This window comes from Nostoc sp. C052 (genome assembly GCF_013393905.1).
Classification (GTDB): domain Bacteria; phylum Cyanobacteriota; class Cyanobacteriia; order Cyanobacteriales; family Nostocaceae; genus Nostoc.
Map to the genome: position 1 here is coordinate 5,833,870 of NZ_CP040272.1, position 19,814 is coordinate 5,853,683.

Annotated in this window: 21 protein-coding genes; 7 read left to right on the forward strand and 14 right to left on the reverse strand. The window is 41.1% G+C overall.

Annotation, left to right across the window (positions count from 1 at the left end):
- Nucleotides 1-84: 84 nt before the first annotated feature.
- Nucleotides 85-744 (reverse strand): Nif11-like leader peptide family natural product precursor, encoded by a 660-nt coding sequence (locus FD723_RS24120; RefSeq protein WP_179067623.1) that lies wholly within the window; start codon nucleotides 742-744, stop codon nucleotides 85-87.
- A 493-nt stretch (nucleotides 745-1,237) separates the two neighbouring features.
- On the opposite strand from FD723_RS24120, the gene FD723_RS24125 reads away from it, so the two are divergent.
- A complete protein-coding gene (locus tag FD723_RS24125) occupies nucleotides 1,238-1,504 on the forward strand; it encodes a type II toxin-antitoxin system ParD family antitoxin (RefSeq protein ID WP_179067624.1) in 267 nt (88 codons plus the stop codon).
- A complete protein-coding gene (locus tag FD723_RS24130; RefSeq protein ID WP_179067625.1) occupies nucleotides 1,501-1,740 on the forward strand; it encodes a type II toxin-antitoxin system RelE/ParE family toxin in 240 nt (79 codons plus the stop codon). The genes FD723_RS24125 and FD723_RS24130 overlap by 4 nt, the downstream gene beginning before the upstream one ends.
- 242 nt (nucleotides 1,741-1,982) lie before the next feature.
- Here the strand turns inward: FD723_RS24130 and FD723_RS24135 are convergent, their stop codons facing one another.
- From FD723_RS24135 to FD723_RS24145, 3 genes are read right to left on the reverse strand one after another with little or no spacing between them, the layout of a single operon-like run.
- Complete coding sequence (locus tag FD723_RS24135) at nucleotides 1,983-3,377, reverse strand: DUF1802 family protein (protein WP_179067626.1); 1,395 nt, start codon at nucleotides 3,375-3,377, stop codon at nucleotides 1,983-1,985.
- A 10-nt stretch (nucleotides 3,378-3,387) separates the two neighbouring features.
- Nucleotides 3,388-5,247, reverse strand: coding sequence for a hypothetical protein (locus tag FD723_RS24140; RefSeq protein ID WP_179067627.1), 1,860 nt, complete (start codon nucleotides 5,245-5,247; stop codon nucleotides 3,388-3,390).
- Between the two features lie 38 nt (nucleotides 5,248-5,285).
- Entirely contained in the window at nucleotides 5,286-5,933 is a 648-nt protein-coding gene (locus tag FD723_RS24145) for a hypothetical protein (RefSeq protein WP_179067628.1), read from the reverse strand.
- Between the two features lie 341 nt (nucleotides 5,934-6,274).
- Here FD723_RS24145 and FD723_RS24150 point away from each other — a divergent pair, with 341 nt between their 5' ends.
- Together FD723_RS24150 and FD723_RS24155 are read left to right on the forward strand one after the other, a co-directional pair.
- On the forward strand, nucleotides 6,275-6,763 hold the full coding sequence (locus tag FD723_RS24150) for a hypothetical protein (RefSeq protein ID WP_179067629.1): 489 nt from the start codon (nucleotides 6,275-6,277) through the stop codon (nucleotides 6,761-6,763).
- Between the two features lie 95 nt (nucleotides 6,764-6,858).
- Nucleotides 6,859-7,191: a translation initiation factor gene (locus FD723_RS24155; protein ID WP_179067630.1), complete on the forward strand. Its 333-nt coding sequence runs from the start codon at nucleotides 6,859-6,861 to the stop codon at nucleotides 7,189-7,191.
- 108 nt (nucleotides 7,192-7,299) lie between these two features.
- On the opposite strand, the gene mdh is transcribed toward FD723_RS24155, so the two are convergent.
- The 5 genes from mdh to FD723_RS24180 form a co-directional block, all read right to left on the reverse strand.
- On the reverse strand, nucleotides 7,300-8,274 hold the full coding sequence (mdh, locus tag FD723_RS24160; protein ID WP_179067631.1) for a malate dehydrogenase: 975 nt from the start codon (nucleotides 8,272-8,274) through the stop codon (nucleotides 7,300-7,302).
- A 210-nt stretch (nucleotides 8,275-8,484) separates the two neighbouring features.
- On the reverse strand, nucleotides 8,485-8,700 hold the full coding sequence (locus tag FD723_RS24165; RefSeq protein ID WP_179067632.1) for an NAD(P)H-quinone oxidoreductase subunit O: 216 nt from the start codon (nucleotides 8,698-8,700) through the stop codon (nucleotides 8,485-8,487).
- A gap of 86 nt (nucleotides 8,701-8,786) precedes the next feature.
- Nucleotides 8,787-9,647 carry a DNA-formamidopyrimidine glycosylase gene (locus tag FD723_RS24170; protein ID WP_179067633.1) on the reverse strand — a complete coding sequence of 287 codons (861 nt, stop codon included), beginning with the start codon at nucleotides 9,645-9,647 and terminating at the stop codon, nucleotides 8,787-8,789.
- Between the two features lie 251 nt (nucleotides 9,648-9,898).
- Entirely contained in the window at nucleotides 9,899-10,114 is a 216-nt protein-coding gene (locus tag FD723_RS24175; RefSeq protein ID WP_069073932.1) for a photosystem I reaction center subunit IV, read from the reverse strand.
- 328 nt (nucleotides 10,115-10,442) lie between these two features.
- Nucleotides 10,443-11,027 (reverse strand): PAP/fibrillin family protein, encoded by a 585-nt coding sequence (locus FD723_RS24180; RefSeq protein WP_179067634.1) that lies wholly within the window; start codon nucleotides 11,025-11,027, stop codon nucleotides 10,443-10,445.
- 244 nt (nucleotides 11,028-11,271) lie between these two features.
- Between FD723_RS24180 and FD723_RS24185 the strand changes: the two genes are divergently transcribed.
- Together FD723_RS24185 and mraY are read left to right on the forward strand one after the other, a co-directional pair.
- A complete protein-coding gene (locus tag FD723_RS24185; RefSeq protein ID WP_179067635.1) occupies nucleotides 11,272-11,511 on the forward strand; it encodes a DUF3134 domain-containing protein in 240 nt (79 codons plus the stop codon).
- 79 nt (nucleotides 11,512-11,590) lie between these two features.
- Nucleotides 11,591-12,682: a phospho-N-acetylmuramoyl-pentapeptide-transferase gene (gene mraY, locus FD723_RS24190; protein ID WP_179067636.1), complete on the forward strand. Its 1,092-nt coding sequence runs from the start codon at nucleotides 11,591-11,593 to the stop codon at nucleotides 12,680-12,682.
- A gap of 394 nt (nucleotides 12,683-13,076) precedes the next feature.
- Here the strand turns inward: mraY and FD723_RS24195 are convergent, their stop codons facing one another.
- The 5 genes from FD723_RS24195 to FD723_RS24215 form a co-directional block, all read right to left on the reverse strand.
- Complete coding sequence (locus FD723_RS24195) at nucleotides 13,077-14,828, reverse strand: diguanylate cyclase (protein ID WP_179067637.1); 1,752 nt, start codon at nucleotides 14,826-14,828, stop codon at nucleotides 13,077-13,079.
- A 136-nt stretch (nucleotides 14,829-14,964) separates the two neighbouring features.
- Nucleotides 14,965-15,477, reverse strand: a complete 513-nt coding sequence (locus FD723_RS24200; RefSeq protein WP_179067638.1) for a molybdenum cofactor biosynthesis protein B — start codon at nucleotides 15,475-15,477, stop codon at nucleotides 14,965-14,967.
- Nucleotides 15,478-15,679: 202 nt separating this feature from the next.
- A complete protein-coding gene (psb28, locus tag FD723_RS24205) occupies nucleotides 15,680-16,021 on the reverse strand; it encodes a photosystem II reaction center protein Psb28 (RefSeq protein WP_179067639.1) in 342 nt (113 codons plus the stop codon).
- A gap of 112 nt (nucleotides 16,022-16,133) precedes the next feature.
- A complete protein-coding gene (gene dtd / locus FD723_RS24210; RefSeq protein WP_179067640.1) occupies nucleotides 16,134-16,577 on the reverse strand; it encodes a D-aminoacyl-tRNA deacylase in 444 nt (147 codons plus the stop codon).
- Between the two features lie 250 nt (nucleotides 16,578-16,827).
- Nucleotides 16,828-17,940 carry a GTP-binding protein gene (locus FD723_RS24215; RefSeq protein WP_179067641.1) on the reverse strand — a complete coding sequence of 371 codons (1,113 nt, stop codon included), beginning with the start codon at nucleotides 17,938-17,940 and terminating at the stop codon, nucleotides 16,828-16,830.
- Nucleotides 17,941-18,287: 347 nt separating this feature from the next.
- On the opposite strand from FD723_RS24215, the gene cysS reads away from it, so the two are divergent.
- On the forward strand, nucleotides 18,288-19,790 hold the full coding sequence (gene cysS / locus FD723_RS24220; protein ID WP_179067642.1) for a cysteine--tRNA ligase: 1,503 nt from the start codon (nucleotides 18,288-18,290) through the stop codon (nucleotides 19,788-19,790).
- Nucleotides 19,791-19,814: the final 24 nt, after the last annotated feature.

Genomic DNA, 19,814 nt, shown 5'->3' on the forward strand with positions numbered 1-19,814 from the left:
TTCGTCTTGACCATAGAGCCACAGAAAACAGAAAAAACAATAAATTTTACGAGTCACCTTGAAAGAGCTAGTCCTAAGTAATTACTAATGACTAGTTACCATGAGGCGTTGACTAAAGTAACTCTTGGGTAAAAAACAGCCATCAAGTAAAAAAGGATTGTTAGTATTTTCAGATAATAAATTATCTGGTTTATCCCGATGACAGAATGGCGGTACGATTCCCCAATGTTCTGCCAGCCAAATCCAGTATCCTATTTCAATTCTGCCGTAGCTTGAGACCGTAAGAATCTCTCCAACACTGTTGTTAATAGATACTAAATCTGAAGATGATTTGATTTCAATTAACAGCCAAGCTAACTCATCTACACAAAAGTAATAGCCGTTTTCGGCAGCGATATCAACAAACTGCTGTGGATCTTTAGCTATTAGCAATTCTTCTTTAAGAGATGGCATTTTTTGTGCAACATCAAAAAGATCCCAAATCTGTCTTCTCGTAATTAGAAACCAGGCAAGTTCTTCTGCGGTTAAATTGTAACCATTTTCTGTTGCTAGCTTGAGAAAAGGCTCAAGGCTATCGGTTTCTGCTAGTTGACTTTTTAACTGGAAAGTTTGCTCTACTAGTGACAAAAAATCAATAATTTTTTGCCATGTAGCTTTGTCAAAGTTTTTGTTAACTTTTATTTTTTCTTTCCAATAAATGTATTTATCTTCTTTAAGAAAGAAATTCCAAATTTGATAATACATGGGTCATTTGCCTAAGCTTTAAACTTGGTAGATATTTGTGATCAATGAATACCAGTGTAGTAAGTATAATGTGTTTCTTCGACAGTACTAAATCTACTATCTCATGTAAATGAAGTTACACAGTGGTTAAGTATGAATTTTTTGTAAAGTTTGTTACTAGGAATAATATATACTGAGAAAGAACGAAATATTACAATGTTTACGCTCGTTATTTATTCTCATAAAATACAATTAAGTCAATATATAGTATTAATTATTCATGAATGAATTAACTGCAAAAAATTGCACTTCTGTTATTTTTAAACGAACCACAGAGGCGCAGAGAACGCAGAGGTAAGAAAAGAGATATATCTTGCTATCTTTAGTTAATAGGTAAATCGTGGAGAAAGTAAAAGCTATGCCTACGGCTGGCTACGCCTACGCTATTCAAATTATCTGACTTTAAATTTTGTTAAAATAAGCTTAAAGCTGTCAATAAACTGGAATATCAATCATGAATATCCAAATTAAACCTGAACTAGAGCAAATCATCGAAGCGCAAATTGCTACAGGTAGATACGCGAATCCTGAAGAAGTTATTAGTAAAGCATTGAAGTTACTATTAGAGTGGGAAAAAGGTTATCAGCAGTGGGTTGAAGAAACACGCGAAAAAGTTGAGGTTGCTATTGAGCAACTGGATAGAGGGGAAGGTATTGATGGGGAACTTGTAGTTGAACAATTGCGAGAGAAACTGCGTAAAGCAAGAGAATTACAAGGATGAATCAACATATTATCTCTCCAAAAGCCAGTCAGGATTTATCAGAAATTATTGATTACTTTGTCAGGGTGAATATTGATGCTGGGGAGGATTTTATTAATAAGTTTGAGAAAAAGTGTAAATATTTAGCCAATTTTCCCAGTATGGGACGCAGCTACGGAAATATTAAACCTGATTTGCGTGGCGTTCCTCTGGATAATTATATTATTCTTTATCGACTTATAAATAGTGGAATTTAAATTGTCCGTGTAGTTAGTGGTTATCAAAATTTGGAATCTTTATTTTCAGAATCAGATGAGTAAGTTGATAGTTGAGTTGACTTCTAATTATCTCCTAGCTTATTTTAGATTCGTTAATCAATTACCCAGAAAGTAAAAGCGATAACTCTGGCTGCCTACGCCTACGCACTTCAGTTATTTTTAAACGAACCGCCAAGACGCAGAGAACGCAGAGAGAAGAAAAAAGATATATTGTACTATCTTTAATTAATAGGTAAATCGCGGAGAAAGTAAAAGCGATCGCTATTCCCACCACTACCTTTAATTCGCCCTAAATAGCCTGTTAAGGGTGAGGAAAGTTCTATTAGTAAATCGTGAACTACTTCATCATTTAGCCGTGGATTATGAGTAACATTGTAATGAACACGAATTTCTGTAACTGTGAAACTTGGATGTATAGCTTTTGAAGTTTCGTTGTCTTGTTCAGAGAGTTCTTTGACTGCTGTGATTATCTGCGATCGCAGGCTGATCTCTATATAAATTTGGTCAATATATTTTTCTACTTCCTCATCAGATTGACCTGCTTTTAAATATTCTTTTAGCTGAAATAAGTCTACTGAGTTGCGATAGTTGCTTTGTAACTTGACTAATTTCTGAAGCGTTTCTGGTTTAATGATAGCCATACCTTGTATTTTTGCAGCGTCTTGTAGTTGGGTTGTTGGTTCACCAGGGCCAATAATTAATTTAGCAGCCTGATTAAAAAGGTCTGGTCGGCGTAGCATTCCCAAATTCAATAGTTGCACTGCGGTATCATTGGGAATCTTTCTACCTGCTTTGCATTCACCAAATAATGGGTATGGTTTGGAACAAAATAAATCTAAACCACCCGCACCGCCTTTGTGAGCATAGTCAATAGTAAATCCCAGAAGCTCTAAGCTATCACGCACTACATTTTCAAAATCTGTACCAGCTTGATAGTTAGTTTTTCTATCATCTTGTTCGATACTGCGATCGCCCAATGCTGCAATATCATTTATCCAAGCTAAATTTGGATCGGGTTGCTTAATTAGCTTGTCACTGCTCCAACCCAAAAATACTTTGATGTCGTCGTCTAATTGTTTAGCTGCTGGTTGGCTAATGGTTAAAGATGCGATCGCACTCTGCAATTCCTCCAATTCACGATGTAGCGGGGGTTCTAGCTTTTCTAACTGGTGTTTGCGTTGGGCGAAGGTGCGATCGTTTAGAATTGGATTTGCTTCAGAAACCGTTAGAGAATTAGGTAAACTAACAAATTTTCCTAGCTTTTCCTGAATGTTGGGATTAACTGATATTTCTTGTAACTGAGGTAACTGATAGACGCGCAAGTAAGCCAGGAAAAGATACTGTTGTTTTTGTAATATCTCCTTTAATACTTTTGGTGTCCATATTGTTAATTTAGACAAAATATCTAATGGCTTAGTCTCGTCTAAAATTTGGCAAAGTTCACATTTCGCCCAAGCTTTTATTGAACCTGAAGAGTCAGCAGGATAAAGTGCAAATCTTTGCCCAGGACGAATAAACATCTTTGGTAAAGCTGCAATTGTTCGTCCGTGTATTAAGGCTTCAATATCAGGGACGGGTAGACATAGCGCTGTTGGCATTGAAAACTGCTGATTCATTTCTAATTAGCTATAGGTTTAGTTCGATGTAATCGGCAGTAGCAACGCTTTGAGGAATACTAATAGGTAATCCATCATCAGTTAAATTAGTAGGTTCTTGTCCAGAAGGATCGCTAAGTATTTCTCGAATCAAAGGATTATTTATTGCTAGTTGGTTCTGCTCAATAAAATCAAAAATTTGTTCTTCTGTTATTTTATAGTTTTCACTATTATAGTAAACAAATAATATTGCTAAAAGAGGTTTAATATCTTGGCTTTGCAAGCCTACCCACTCTCCACCCTTTTCTTTCAACAGGATTCTCAAATGCTGTCTAGCTAATGCTGCGCCTGGATTAATATTCTTTGAACGCACCAAGCAACCACGAGTTAGGTCAAATTTTCTGTAATCAATTAGTCGCTTCAAGGCAGCACCTATAAACCTACCATCTTGCTGAATTACACTTACTCCGATCTTAACTTTCCTATTATTGCCAACAATTCTGAAATCAATAAAACCCTTATCTGCTGAACTAGCTTCTATTTCTTCAATGTCTTTAATTGTTACTCCCTCTACAGTTTCATCGATTAAACTATTAAAAGCTAACCAAAGAGCATCACCAATATTTTTTTGATCTTCCATTAAAAAATCAATAGAAGCCTCAACTTGCACTAATTCATTATCGAAATACGGTTTAACTGGATGTGCTTGTAGTATAGGAGGTAAAGGAGGTATGAAATTCTCTGTACACCATTTTAAAACTGACCTAACTGTAGGTCTGCTTTTACCAAGCTCTCTGAGTTTAGTTTCATCAAATGGATAGAGAGGATGAGGTGGGATTTGTTGATGTTCCTCATAAAAGTCTTGTAACCATTGACTAACTAAAGCAACGATATCATCAGAATTGAGAAAGCTTAATTTTATAGGCTGTCTGTCAGCTTGATCGCTGACTAATCTATCTATAACTGCTTCCGCTTCTGGTAAAGCCTTGATTTGGTCTTCCCAGGTACGAGGATACATTGCTAACAATAAAACACCTTGTTTTAGACTGTTATATAAATCCTTAACTAAGTTTGCAATAACTTGTGCTGCTAAAAATCCATTATCAGCAGCATCGGTTATATCTAATTCGTCAAAACAAATCACTGGAACTCGATAATTACTAGTGATATCTAGTATTTGACGAACAGTGCTTAATGCTTCAGCTTCTCTATCCTCGCTTTTAGGATTTGGCAACCCCATTTCTTCAGCTTGTGATTTTGCTAATTCCAAACCAGATAACCAATAGCTCGCATAATTAATATGGACTGGAGAAAGTGTCCACAAAATTGCTTTCACTATGTAAGGGTTAGTTATTTCAGGCTTGACTTTCAGAACACTTTCTGTCAAATGAACTATCGCTTTAGTTGAGTGTTGGCTCAACCAACCTGGATACATATTAATATACTGTTGTGGTGTATATTCCCACTGTTTGGCTTCGTTAATTAAAGCTGCTGCAATTTCCTGCCATTGCATTACTTTTTGACTACCAAAAGCTCTGAGACTAGATGCGACACTTTGCAGAAACAGAGACTTAATTTGATTCAAGTTATCATACTTACTCATATAGATAAATAAGCTACCATCCCCTGTCTGTAATTGGTGGCGAATCCGACTAATAATATGGCTTTTACCTAACCCTTTTTCTGCTGTGATTGTGATACCTACAGTTTCACGTTTTCCTTTACGGACTTTATCAACAGCATCAAAGACTGCATTAGAAGCATGAGCATTAATTGAGGGAACATCAGGAAAACTTTTACCCCATATTTGTTGCGGTCTAACCACAATATGTCCTGCAAAAGGGTTTTGATTTTGAATCAGATCATCAATGGTAGATGTGGTAACAGTCATAGTGTTGTGAAATTAATGTGTGAAGAGTCAAATAAGGTTTAAGGTTTAAGGCGTGTGGCGTAGCAACGTAATCCATCTAATTCTGTAGCTACCGAATCTTCAATTTTGTCGGGTGCGCTGTCTTCTACACTCCCGCCCTGTAGTTGCAAAATATCGTTAGCTTGGGTTTCCAGCAGCCAATCATTAAACTCTGTACGACTCACGCGATCGCCAATTCCTCTTCTAATGCGATAAATTGGCACTAGATTATTAAAGTTGTACTCATAGTTCAGCTTGTCGTAGACTTCCAACGCCACAGATTTAAACTCGTCGTAAGAAGCGATCGCACCCTTACCATTAACCAGTACATCTGCACCAGTCACCGCAATATCAATCTGACTAATCCACTTCACCAAAGCATTCGCCGCCCAAGTACCAACAATCGTCCCTTCAAACTTAAAATCGCCACTTCTCAAACCTTCACCCAATGCCTCTAAACCCTTGCCAGATGTGAGAGAATATCCCTTTTTGGAAATTGCGATCGCACCTTCTTTCTGTAAATCGTCGAATATGCCCTGATAATCTGCTACCTTCTGGCTTTTCGATACAATTCGCTTTGTAAGCTGACCTTTCTTAACTTCTTGCTGCATTCCTCCCAAATCCCACAAAGCCAAAAGAAGACGAGTGCTAGTATTTTTTGATGTCATGTTGAGTGTACTTTTTGACAAAAAGCATCATAGTAACTGTATCTTTTTAAATTATTTACGCAGGAAAAATAACCGAGAAATTGCTGAAGATTCCAGCGTTTCAGCTAAATAGACCCATAAAAAATCAATAATATATTTCCTTGGGATGAATGCAGCTTCTCTCGAAGGCAGGATGGAATACTTGAGAAAATCCACGATCATGATAGAGAAACAACGCTGTAGCTGTGCAGTTGTAAATTAAGTGGTATATGTTTTTTCAATTCCCCGCGAAATAACAGGAATTCCAACTTTGTTTTTGCAACAGCAAGGCTTTTAGCAAATACAGGTGAGAACGAAATCCAATGAACACAATATATAAAGAACGTAAAATAGTTTCGCGTCTATTTGCAGTCATGCTTTCGGCATTGCTAATGGTGCCCTTGTTAAGTAGCTGTGGAGGCGGTTCCAGAAACGCTTCAGTTCCACCACCAGTGGATGATACCGTCGGTAGAACAGTGAGCGATCGCACCAACCAAACCGAAGCTAAGAAGGGCTTGTCTACAGGGCAAAAAGTTGCTATTTTGGCAGGAGCGGCTGGACTTTATTACCTCTACAACCAACATAAAAATGCTCCCCAAGAAGGAGCGCAAGGTAAATACTATCTTTCCAAGAATGGGCGTGTATACTACCGTGATGCTGAACATCGCGCTCACTGGGTAACGCCACCAGCAGAAGGAATTCGCGTACCAGAATCGGAAGCACAAAAGTATCGGGAATTCCAAGGCTATAACCGCAGTGCCACAGGTCGCGATCTCACTGGTATAACTTCATCCGCAGCACCAGCACTCTAAATCAGCGAAGCGTGTGTAAATAAGAAAGCGGGTTTCCCAGAGGATAACGCCGATCGCGCCCGTCGGAAACACGAACTTAAATCAGGAGACAGATTATGGTAAATGAATTTTTCCGAAAGGCGAAAGACTTACTTTTGGGGTCGAACAGCGATCAAGCCGATCAAGATGCCGAATTTCGCGATCGCAATGTACGTCCAGCCAGCGAAGATCCTTATGGCGATCCCGCAGATCCGGCATCTTACGGCAACGTCACCCCAGCCAGTCAAGACCCTTACGGCGATCCCGCAGATATATCGTCTTACGGCAACGTTCGCCCAGCTAGCGAAGACCCTTACGGCGACCCCGCAGACACAGGGGAGTTTGGTGATGTCCGTCCAGCCAGCGAAGATCCCTACGGCGATCCCGCAGATCAGGATTCTCGCCGCTAACACCAAACCAATCTTGTGATGTTGGTTTTCATAAGGTGATGAATTCTGGAATAACAATAAAAAGGCAGTGGGATTTGAACCTACTGCCTTTTATTTTTGCTGCTATTTCTACAAATCACGAATTATTTCTTGCGATCGCTCAATATTTTGACGCACAGATCGAGCCGAAATATGCAAACCCTCTCTTTCTTCATCAGTCAGCGTCAATTCCAAAATACTCTCAATTCCACCGCATCCCAACCGACAGGGAACACCAATTACAACATCATCTAAACCGTATTCACCTTGCAGATAGGCCGCCACAGGCAACAACCGCGACTGATTTAATAAAATCGATTCTACCATCACACTAGTAGCCGATGCCGGAGCAAAAAAAGCACCACCCATCTGCATCAATTCCACAATTTCTGCACCACCGTTGCGAGTTCTTTCTACCAAGCGTTCAATTGTGGGCGCATCCAGCAATTCAGTAATAGGAATGCCGTTCACTGTAGCATAACGAGACAAGGGAACCATTAAATCGCCGTGACTACCCAATACCATTGCTTTGACATCGGCGGGTAAAACCCCCAATTCTAGGGCAATGAAGGTTTCAAAACGGGCAGAATCTAACACACCAGCCATACCCATAATGCGATCGCGTGGTAAATCTGTTGCTTGCCAAGCTAAATAAGTCATCACATCTAAGGGATTGGTGACAACAATAAAAATAGCATTGGGAGAATGAGCGATCGCATTTTTTGCCGCTTCCACCACAATCTTGGCATTAATTTTCAGCAAATCATCCCGACTCATCCCTGGTTTGCGGGGAAGTCCGGCGGTAATCACCACAATTTGAGAACCAGATGTATCAGCATAATTATTTGTGCCGATAATCTGGCGATTATGTGTTTCAATTCCCCTAGCTTCCATCAAATCCAGTGCCAAACCTTGAGGCATTCCCGTAATAATATCTAGTAAAACGACATCTGCCAGGTTTTTCTCTGCAACGCGTTGAGCTAAAGTACTACCAACCCTACCCGCACCGACGATGGTGACACGGGGTAAATTACAGACAATTGGCGAGTTAGGGGAAGAAGACATAAATATAAGATGCGATTTTTCTCAGCAAGAATTCAGGAGTCAGAATAAAAGGGAAAAGGTTAAAGGTTAAAGGGGAAAGGGATGAACAGGTCGCGCCACTTGCGGGCGTTAGCGGAGCGGGACGCAGTACGGTTTTTACCTTTCCCCCTTCCCCCTTCCCCTTCTTCATAAATGCTGAATTCTGAATTCTGACTCCTGAATTCTTTTTACTTATTTAAACTCTTCGAGTTGATCCACGCGTAACCAAATATTAGGTGTTGGCACGTTCCCAAATTTAATCAGGGCGTAATCACCTTTGATATCGACAATTTCGCCCTTGGTTTCAAACAAATAAGAAGGAAAGCGAGGATCACTGGCTTTAGCCTCCAGACTGTTTTCTAGTTTCTCGCGCACAGCGCGAACCGTATCTCCTTTTTTGACTGCCATGAATTCCTCTCTCAAATTTGTAACGTCTTTCACCTGTATTTTAAAAGAGTTCCGAGTTATAACTCCTAACTCTTGTAGAGACGCGATTAATCGTGTCTCCTGACTCCCCTTAACGTTTGACACTGGGAGCAAAAATGACTAGAACGCCCAGCTAACCTGATCCGTTGAATTGATGTACCACAAACTCGACAGGGTTCTCCAGCGCGGTTATAAACCCAGGCTACACCACCATAATTGCCGTTAGTACCTTTAACATTTAAGAAATTACTAAAAGTCGTCCCACCAGCCTCAATACTGGTTTCTAACACTTGAATGATGGCGGTTCGCAAAAGTTCAATTTGCTTTAGCTGCAAATCTATACACAAGGTTTCAGGTAAAATCCCACTCTTAAACAACGCTTCATCGGCGTAGATGTTACCTAATCCCGCCACCACCGATTGATCCAGTAGCGCAGTCTTAATCGGACGGCGGCGGTTTTGGAGTTTGCTTGCTAGATATTCAACAGTAAATTCTGGTGAAAATGGATCTACTGCCAATTTTGCCAAACCGGTGATAATACTTTCTACAGCAACACCAGGCGGAACCCACCATATTTTACCGAAGGTTCGCTGATCGACAAAACGTAATTCCTGCCGATCCCCAAAGAATAATCTAACCCGCGTGTGTTTGTGTAGTGGTTCATCTCGATTTAACCACAGTAGTTGACCGGTCATTCGCAGATGAACCCCTAACCAGCCGGAAGATGAGGAGAGTTCGGCGAGGAGATATTTACCGCGACGATGCCAAGCAGCAATCGCACTTTTTTCAATTCCATTAATAAACTCACCAACAGAAAACGGGTAGGCGATGGTGCGATCGAGCAACACATCTCCACCCGTGATTTCTTGGTTGAGGGTCAATTGATTTAGACCCCTTCGGACTGTTTCAACTTCAGGCAGTTCAGGCATTCAAGCTGAGTTAAGCAGGCAATTGTGATTTATTTGAGCGATCAATGAAGGAGAGATGGGATAGTAACTTACATAGCCGTATATAGCTCGTATTACTACCCAAAAGAAACCGTAAATACCCGCAGGGCGGCTCTCGTAGATTAGGGTAGGCTAGAACGAAGAATGAATGAACTGAAAATTTCAGATTTCATACTTCAGACTTAAGACTACCCTTCATCATCGCATCAAACAACCCCCTTATAGCGTTGCTGCTATTTTTTAGGTGGTTTAGCCTTTGGTGCTTCAACCTCGACTAATTCATCCTGGGCAAAGTTGTTGGTATTGATACCAGAGTAATTGACCTTTTCAAAGCGGACAATTACAGGGTATTTGATGCCGCTTTGGTCAATGGAAGCCACAGTTCCTAAATCCTGAAACCAGTAGGATTCAGGGCGGAGAATACGTACTTTAGAACCACGTTGAACCATGATTATTTTCCCTTTTAGTTATCAATCGCCAATCTAGAGGGCTAATTGATTTCACTCTACATCCTCAAGGTCGCAGCAGGAGTCTTTGTTAAGTTATTTGTCTGAATTGGGCATGGGGTATGGAGCATTGGGCATTGAAAAGAGGCAGAGGGGCGGGGTGCTGCCCTTGCTGAGGGGAAAACTCTTCTCCCTTACTCCCTGCTCCCTTGCTTCTTCCTCATCTCCCCGATCACATAGCACATCTAAAATTGCAAAAGGTATTAGACCCTACTTGACAAGGTAGACGTTATAGTATACTTTCATTCGCAAATAGCTATTTTGTAAAAGCTTATGTTTTAGTTAAGACAAACACACTTCCCTCGTTACCTCTGTTGATCCGCAGGTCGTTATCTATATAAGTGATATCTAACCAGCCTTGCTGTTTGTCACTTTTTATGGCAACATCAATTCCGGGAAATTTTCTACCTTCTTCAATTTGTTGGATAAAAGTTACCGGAGAATTGTATTCTATTAAACGTTGTAAGCCGATAATAGAACGCTCAAATTTTACTTGGACACGCCGACCTGAAACAGGCTCAAATTTAGCAGCAACGCTGACTAATCCTTCTAAAAAAGGTAAGCCATAAATCTCAGCTATGTTGTAAACGCTGGTAGTCTCTACCCGGATACACTGATAGATTTGACCCAGTTTACATAAGGGTAGACGATCTAAGTTTAAAAGAGCCTTGCTAGTGGTGTATAGTAATCGCCAATTGCCATCTAGCAAATTACTAGCTTCCACCGGACGGGGTGTAGGATTAAAGTCTTCTAAAGTAGCGATCGCTGCTAAGATAGCTTGTTTCTGTGCTTCGGTCGCTAGTAGACCGCGATTTGTACCAGCGATCGCATCCATAAGAGCCGCTTTTCCCATCATCGCCTGTCACCTCAAAAATTATTCACTTTCCATCAGCATAAACAAGATATTAATGACATATATGTAGAGCCATAAAAATTACTAAGAATTGCTTGGACTAAGCCTTATGCTTATTAAATAAAAAAATTTCTATCTGAATGCGGATTTATCAACCAAAGGGTTGAAAAGATAACTAAATTAATCCGTGTCAAGTGATAGACTCTAAATGTCAACTTACGTCAACCTTTTCTTGTCCTGACTCGATATGTTGAACTCTCCATTACGTGAAGCAGCTCGTAACCAACGAGCCGATGTCATCCCCCTAAAGCCAGAGTCTTCTTTGTTGGACTGGTTACAAAATAATGGTCGCATCATCGCCCGTGACGTTCACGAACCGGATTTTCAAGCTGACGAAGAAGGAATAGACTCCCTAATGGGTGTAGAAGATGGAATTGGCTACGACCTCGATGATGATGATGACGATATAGGAATCGCTGAGGATTAGCCTTTTGAGGCTAGGGACTTGGTAGTATCCCTAGTTACTAGTATTCAATTTTATAAGTGTGGAGTGAAGGGAAACTTTTGTGGACGCTAAATTATCTCCTGAGCAAGGATTAAATATTTCTGGAATCGCTCTCGCCTCTTTATTAGCCATAGGGCTAGGTACAACAGCATTTTTCTTGGATTCGATAGCCAATCGGCTACCCTGGCAAAGCATGTCGCTAACTCTGCCACTGCTGTTGTGTACGTTGGGTTCAGGTGTGGTGGGCTATTGGGTAATACCTTTACTTCAAGCACTTAAAACTGGGCAAATAATTCGCGAAGATGGGCCCCAAGCTCATCTCAAAAAAGCAGGCACTCCCACAATGGGCGGTATATTTTTTATACCTGTATCTGTACTGCTTGCCTGTATATTGTCTAACTTTTCTCAAGAAGTACTTGCAGTTTCGGCTTTGACAATCAGCTATGGATTGATTGGCTGGCTTGACGATTGGCAAATTCTGCGCCGGAAATCAAATAAAGGTATATCTCCCCGCACAAAACTAGCTTTGCAGGTGAGTTTTGCGGCTGTGTTTTGTCTATGGCTGATGTTTAATCAACCTTCTAATATTACAAATATTGCTTTGCCTTGGGTGGGTTTCACACTACCATTAGGATTTCTATTTTGGCCTTTAGCTGGTTTTGTGCTAGTTGCAGAAAGTAATGCGACTAATTTAACAGATGGTATTGATGGCTTGGCAGCAGGAACAGTTGCGATCGCACTTTTGGCATTAGGTGCTTTAGTCGCACCGACAGCACCAGGATTGATGGTTTTCTGTGCTGCTTTAAGTGGCGGGTGTTTAGGTTTCTTAGCCCATAATCGCAACCCAGCCCGCGTTTTTATGGGAGATACTGGTTCTCTGGCACTGGGAGGAGCTTTAGCTGCTGTAGCTTTATTGACAAACACTTTAGTAGCTCTGTTTATTCTCAGTGGTATCTTCTTCGTAGAAACCCTTTCAGTGATGGCACAGGTAAGTTATTACAAAGCCACGAAAGGACCCGATGGCAAAGGTAAACGTCTCTTTAAAATGGCACCTTTACATCATCATTTAGAACTTACTGGCTGGTCTGAATTGCAAGTAGTTGGAGTATTTTATATAATAGCCGCTATTTTGGCTACCATCTGTTTAGCATAGGCGCAGCCCGCCGCAGGCATCGCTCCATTCTGAATGTTTTAAAAACTACTTGAATATAAAAAACAACTCCCAAATCTTCAGGGAGTTGTTTTTTTGGTAGGAGGAAAAAATTCCGACATTAATTATCAACGTGAGTTCGATAAACCTCTACCTGCCTTGAACTAAAGTTCAAGTCTGTCCCTCTCCGAGTCTGAGAGGGACGGTTTTGCATAGTAAAACCAGGGAGAGGTCTTTTTTACGGCTAATTAGATGGACACCAATACTTGTCGGTTAAGGGGAAAAGGGGAAAGAAAAAACCTTTAACCTTTACCCTTTAACCAAAACCCAATTCCGAGTTAAAAATGCTTAACCGAGCAGTATTGAGATGGACACTATATGATTCGTCGAACTCACGTTAATTATAGGTATTTACATACTCCCTAACTCGATTCTTTCCTGTTCGCTTTGCCTCAAGCATCGCTTGATTTGCCCGATTCAGAAAATCCTTAACCGTAATCCCTGGTTCTGATACAGCTATTCCAAAAGAAGCAGTGATACCTTCGAGGATCTGATCGCTGTCCTTCAATTGCATTTGTTCAATATCTATCCTTAATTTTTCTACTCGCTTCCTAAGCGTTTCTAGTGTCATATTAGGCATCACAATCACAAATTCTTCACCACCCCATCTGCAAGCAATATCAAAAGAGCGAATAGATTTTAACAGTAATTTTGCTAATCCTTGGAGAACAATGTTGGCAGTGATGTGCCCATAGCGCGAGTTGTAAGATTTGAAGTTATCGATATCAAGAAAAATAATACTAAGAGGTTGTCCCGAACGTTCAGCTTCAGCTAGCCTTTGTTCTGTTATACTCTGCGTATAGCTTTGATTGAATAGTTGGGTCATCCCATCCCGCAAGTTATCATGGGTTAGACGTTGTTTTATCGATAAATTATTCAGTGCAATACCGAAAGTTCTAGCAATAATCTCAATAATTTGTTGATCTTCTGGACTGATTTCTTCAAGTGCATCGATGTGTAAGATCCCAACTACTTCGCCTTGTGCAAACAATGGAACACACAAATGTGTACCGTTAACTGGCTGTATTAAGTGGCTGCACGTCAGTCCTAAATTACGAGGCGATAAAAGATTTAATTTTCCTCTCCGCAATGCCCAACAATCAGATAGTGAAAATATTTCCTCACTGCTTCTTTCACCTCCCCAAAAACTATTCATCTGAACATAATTCTTGGAATTGGAAATGATATAGATAGAACCACTTATATTCGGAAATAGCTTGGAACAAGTTAAAGCAACTACTTTATATACCTCATTTTCAGACTCGCAAGAATAAAGCATATCCGCCATATCTGAGAGATGTATAATTTCTCGTTTTTTTTCCTCTAATTCCAGTGTTTTTTCTGCTAGCTGCTGATTGAGATCGGTGAGCGATCGCTGTGCTTCTATGGTTTCTGTAATATCAATACTGATCCCACCGATACGGTAAGCGCCCGTTGCGTAATCGCTAAACGGAAACTTAAATGATAGCCAGTAGCACGGCTGATTGTTACCAGGTACTTTTACCTCTTCAATTAGCTTCAAGGGACGTAGAGTTTTCAAAACAACTCGATCGTTCTCCATAACCCGCTGCCCCTCTTCGGGATCTGGCAAAAATTCACTATCCGTTTTTCCCAACCATTCTTGTGAATCTACCGAAAATCTAGACTGTATTTCCTGGTTGTAGTAAAGCACTCTAGATTTCTCATCTTTGATATATGCTGCAAATGGCCCCTGATCTAGAAATAGCTGTTGCATTTGCTGGCTGCGTTGAAGTTCGCGGGTATCTTCTTGAGATTTGGCGATCGCCTTTACAACTAGATAAGCGGTTGGCGTCAGGTAGAGTAAGGCAGACAAAGAAATAAATGCCATTACATCTAGCACGCCTAAATGTAGCAGAGATACTGGCATATACGGCTCAAAGATCGCCAGAAAATGATGAAATCCGCAAAATAGCACGAATCCACCCGATAAGAAAAAGGCTAGCCAAAACTTAGAAGGGATAGTTGCCTTTGTTTTGGCAAAGAAAACCCCTATGACTATGGGGATGCCAAAGTATGAAAATGCAGTGATGCCGTGAGCAATTATGCAATTCCAGTAAATAGGCTCCATGCTGATCTGATATTAAAATTTCATCCGTCTCACTATAATTCTGGGTAGCCTCAAGATGTAAGGATAGAAAGGATGATTTCAGTACCTCATGCCTCAGTTTTACAAAAGTTATCATAGTAACTTTCTAAACGGCTACTCATGTCATTCCCTTACCAACCTGACTTACCAAGTGATTGAGTTCGGGCAAAATCAGTTTTTCCATCGCCAGTCGCACCGCATTACTAGAACCAGGAAGCGAGAAAATTAATTTATCTTGATAAACACCAGCAACAGCGCGAGAAGCGATCGCCCGCGAACCAATTTCTTGATAACTTAAAAAACGAAATAACTCACCAAATCCCGGCAAAGTCTTCTCCAGTAACTTCTCAATGGCATCATAAGTGGTATCTCTTGGTGCAATACCTGTACCACCATTGAAAATTACAGCATCCAAATTTGCACTTTTACCCAGATTTTCTATCTGCCCTTGAATGTGTGTTGGTTCATCTTTGATAATCGTGTAGCCTCCCACAGCATGGTTAGCACCAACGAGTAACTGCTGAATTAGCTGGCCACTTTTGTCTGTTTCAAAAGTGCGTGTATCGCTAACAGTAACCACAGCACAAGTTACCGTAATTATCGGCGAGTCTGGGTGAGGTTGTGACATCATCGGTAAGTCATGAACTTTGTGATCCTGGATAATTGGGTATGGGGATTGGCGATTGGGTTATGACAATAATTAAGCTAATCAGCATTCAAGTTGCATAATCAGGGCGGGCAAGATGCCCACCCCACAATAGATTGAGAAGATTTTAATATGCAAATTAGATGTGTTTTGGCTTACCGATGCCCAATGCCCAATGCCCTATACCCTATGCCTCATTTTTACTCAGTCCTAGATCGTTTTCGGCAGCATACCGCTCCATGAAGCGTATAAAGCGATCCCATTCTTGGACAGATTTCATCACGTAAAGTGCTTCTAATTCTTCCGGTTTCCCATTGACAAATTTAGCTTTGACTTCGCGGGTAATTATCTCTCCTTCTTCGTCAATCAAGTACATCCCGGTAATATCTTCGGTGCTACCTTGATCTAAAATCTTTGGATTCGTAAAAATAAATGTTGCTGTGCCACTATCGCCACTGCGCGATCGCGTCAAGCGCACATCTGGAGTTACTTCTTCGTCAATACCTCTAGAAAACTGGATTTTCGCCATGATAAATGAATTTAAGCTTTGGTGATGGTTAATTTAATATTCTCTCATCAATTAGAACACCACGGTCTAGAGGCTATTGTTATTCGTTTCTGCGTGTATATATTTAGACTAGTTATTTTTCAAGTAATAAAGTTACGGGGCCATCGTTTTCAATTGTCACTTGCATCATTGCACCAAATTGACCTGTTTCCACTTGCAAACTGCTAGCTCTTAATTTGGTAACAAAACGATTATACAAATCTTCTGCTGATTGGGGAGCCGCTGAACGGTCAAAAGAAGGACGGCGGCCTTTGCGACAGTCACCGTAAAGGGTAAATTGACTGACTACCAGTAACTCACCGCCAATTTCTTGTACAGATTTTTGCCAACGATCACTTCCTTCTTCGTCAGGAAACAGCCGCAATTCTAAGCACTTACGAACCATCCAGTCGAGTTCAGTATCAGTATCGGTATTAGCAATACCTACGAGTAAATTTAAACCCCGCCCAATTTTGCCAACAATTTCGCCGTTAACGACAACTTGAGATGATTTAACTCGCTGGATGATAACACGCATTTTAACTAATTCGTAATTCGTAATTATGCTCCTACGTCGCTAACGCTGCGCTAACGTAATTATTGGCGAAACACTCGCACGTAAATGCAGGGGAGTGAGGAAGCGATGACTACGATGGGCTATTCGGCGTTGCTATTCTCTCATTTTCATTGTTCAAAATCGATGGCGGAGGCATTGGGAAGGCATTCCCAGGTGGAACCTGGGAACGAGTAATGAACTTTTGTACAGACGCGATTCATCGCGTCTGTATTTATTTGCCAAAGCCTTTACCGCGAGAGGTTGAAGGTAGACAAATACAGTTTTCGAGTTGACTGATTAAAGTCTCACGATCTAAATTTTGACCAATCAGCACTAGCTGATTTTTCAATTTACCTTGCCATTCATCATCATCCAAGGTAAAGCGTTTACCACAAAGGTGGAAAATATGACGCTTTGGACTTTCATCAAACCACATAATGCCCTTGGCTCGGAAGATATTTGAGGGTAGTTGGTTATCTAAGAAATACTGAAACTTCCTAATAGAAAAAGGCTTGTCACTTTGGAAAGAGATGGAAGTAAAACCATCATTTTCTAAATGGTCAGAATGATGGTGATGATCGTGGTGATCGTGGTCATGGTCGTGATGATCGTGACCACATGTTGAGTGATCGTGATCATGGTCGTGATGCTCATGATCGTGATGGTCGTGTTCATCCACCACTGTGTCAAAATATTTATCTGACTCAAACAGACCAACACTCAGAATTAAAGGAAGTGGCACTTGCGATCGCGTTGCGCGAATGATTCTCGCTCCTTCCTTAACTTCATTAATTTTTCTTTCTAACTCCTTCAAAGTGGCTTCATCAACCAAATCAGCCTTGTTCAGCACAATCACATCACCATAAGCAATCTGGCTGTACGCTGCCTCAGAGTTAAATAAATCTAGGCTGTAATTCGCCGCGTCTACCACGGTAATAATCGAATCCAAACGGGTTAAATCCCGTAATTCTGTGCCCAGAAATGTTAAAGCGACTGGGAGCGGATCTGCCAATCCAGTTGTTTCCACTACGAGATAATCTAGATTTTCTTGGCGTTCTAAAACTTTGTAAACTGCATCTACTAAATCATTATTAATAGTGCAGCAGATACAACCATTATTTAGTTCCACCATATTCTCACCAGTGGAAACAATTAGCTCGTTGTCGATGCCAATTTCACCAAATTCATTCACTAGAACAGCGGTTTTTAAACCCTGTTGGTTGTTGAGGATATGATTAAGTAAAGTCGTCTTACCACTACCGAGGAAACCTGTAATAATTGTTACTGGCATTCCTTGTTTAGGCGTATCCATTGCGGAAGATTCGGGTGTAACTGCTGATTGCATAGCGCTGTTATCAAATAGTCAAAAAATAGTAATGTAGCGAAAATAGTCCAGAAAACACTAACGCCGCTATGCGGAAGTCAAAAGTCAAAAGTCAAAAGTCAAAAACCCTTGATTTCTGGGCTTTCGAGATTTTGCCCAATAGTTATGTTGATTTCCACCGTGACGTACTAGCATAGGGATGCTGGACTGTCATCCCAGCTGCTTTCCCCTATTATTGCGTATCTCCCTATTCAGGATTACACCTGTTAAGCTGTTCGACTTTTGACTTCCATACAGTCAGCAGCCAGGACGCTTGCCAACACGAGGTTTCCCATTTTGAATTTTGAATTTTGAATTTTGAATTGATTATGACCCTAACCCTTTACAATACCCTCACCCGTCGTCAAGAACCGTTTGAAACAGTCGAACCAGGCAAGGTTAAGATGTATTACTGCGGCGTGACGGTGTACGACTACTGTCATTTGGGTCATGCTAGAGCTTGCATCGTTTGGGATGTAGTGCGCCGATACCTCCAGTTTATCGGTTATGAAGTCCGATATATCCAAAATTTTACTGATATTGATGACAAGATTCTGAATCGAGCCTGTGTTGAACATTCATCAATGGAAGTTGTAGCCGATCGCTTCATCAAAGCATATTTTGAGGATATGGCGCGCCTGGGAATCAAGGAAGCTGATGAATATCCCCGCGCTACCCACACGATGAATGGCATTCAACGGTTAATTCATGAATTGGAAAATAAAGGTTTTGCCTACCCTGCTGATGGCGATGTGTATTATGCAGTACGAAAGTTTTCTGAGTATGGCAAGCTTTCGGGACGTAAGTTAGAAGATATGCAGGCAGGGAAAAGCGATCGCGTCAACGTCGAAGATCCAGAATATCAGAAAAAGAAAGACCCCTTCGATTTTGCTTTGTGGAAGGCAGCAAAACCGGGAGAACCTGCTTGGGAATCACCTTGGGGCGCAGGTCGTCCGGGGTGGCATATAGAATGCTCGGCAATGGTGCGCGATCGCCTGGGAGATACCATAGATATTCATGCCGGTGGTGCTGACTTAATTTTTCCCCACCACGAAAACGAAATTGCCCAATCTGAGGCTGTAACCGGAAAACCCTTAGCAAGTTACTGGTTACATAACGGCATGGTGAAGGTAGATGGTGAAAAAATGTCCAAATCTTTGGGCAACTTTACCACTATTCGAGAATTGCTGGATCGAGGAGTTGACCCGATGGCAGTGCGGTTATTCGTACTGACTGCTCAATATCGCACACCCATAGATTTTACCGACGAAGCGATCGCCGCAGCAACCAACGGTTGGCACACCATTAAAGAAGGCTTACTCTTCGGCTACCAATACGGTAAAAAACTAGAATGGGAACTAGAGGAGGGTGAAAATTCCCTAATCCAAAATCCAAGTTGCGCTGAAAGCGCACCAAAGGTGCGACCTAAAATCCAAAATTCAGATGTTGAACGCTTCCAAGAAAGTGTAAATAACGACTTTAATTTTCCCGGTGGATTAACAGTATTGTTTGAATTAGCCAAAGAATTGCGCCGTGAGGGAAATATTCTTGTGCATGAAGGGAAAACCGAAACGTCAGCAGAGGAGTTACACCAGCAATGGCAAACACTCGTCACACTAGCTGGAGTCTTAGGTTTAGAAGCCGAGATAGAAACCGAAACTCACACGAGTAATGGTTTAAGCGATGCGGAAATTGAGGCGAAAATCCAGCACAGGCAACAAGCACGTCAAGCTAAAAATTTTGCCGAAAGCGATCGCATTCGTGACGAACTTCAAGCACAAGGTATTACGCTAATTGATAGCCGTGATAGTACGCGCTGGCATCGTAATTAGGGAGTGGGGAGTAGGGAGGAAAAT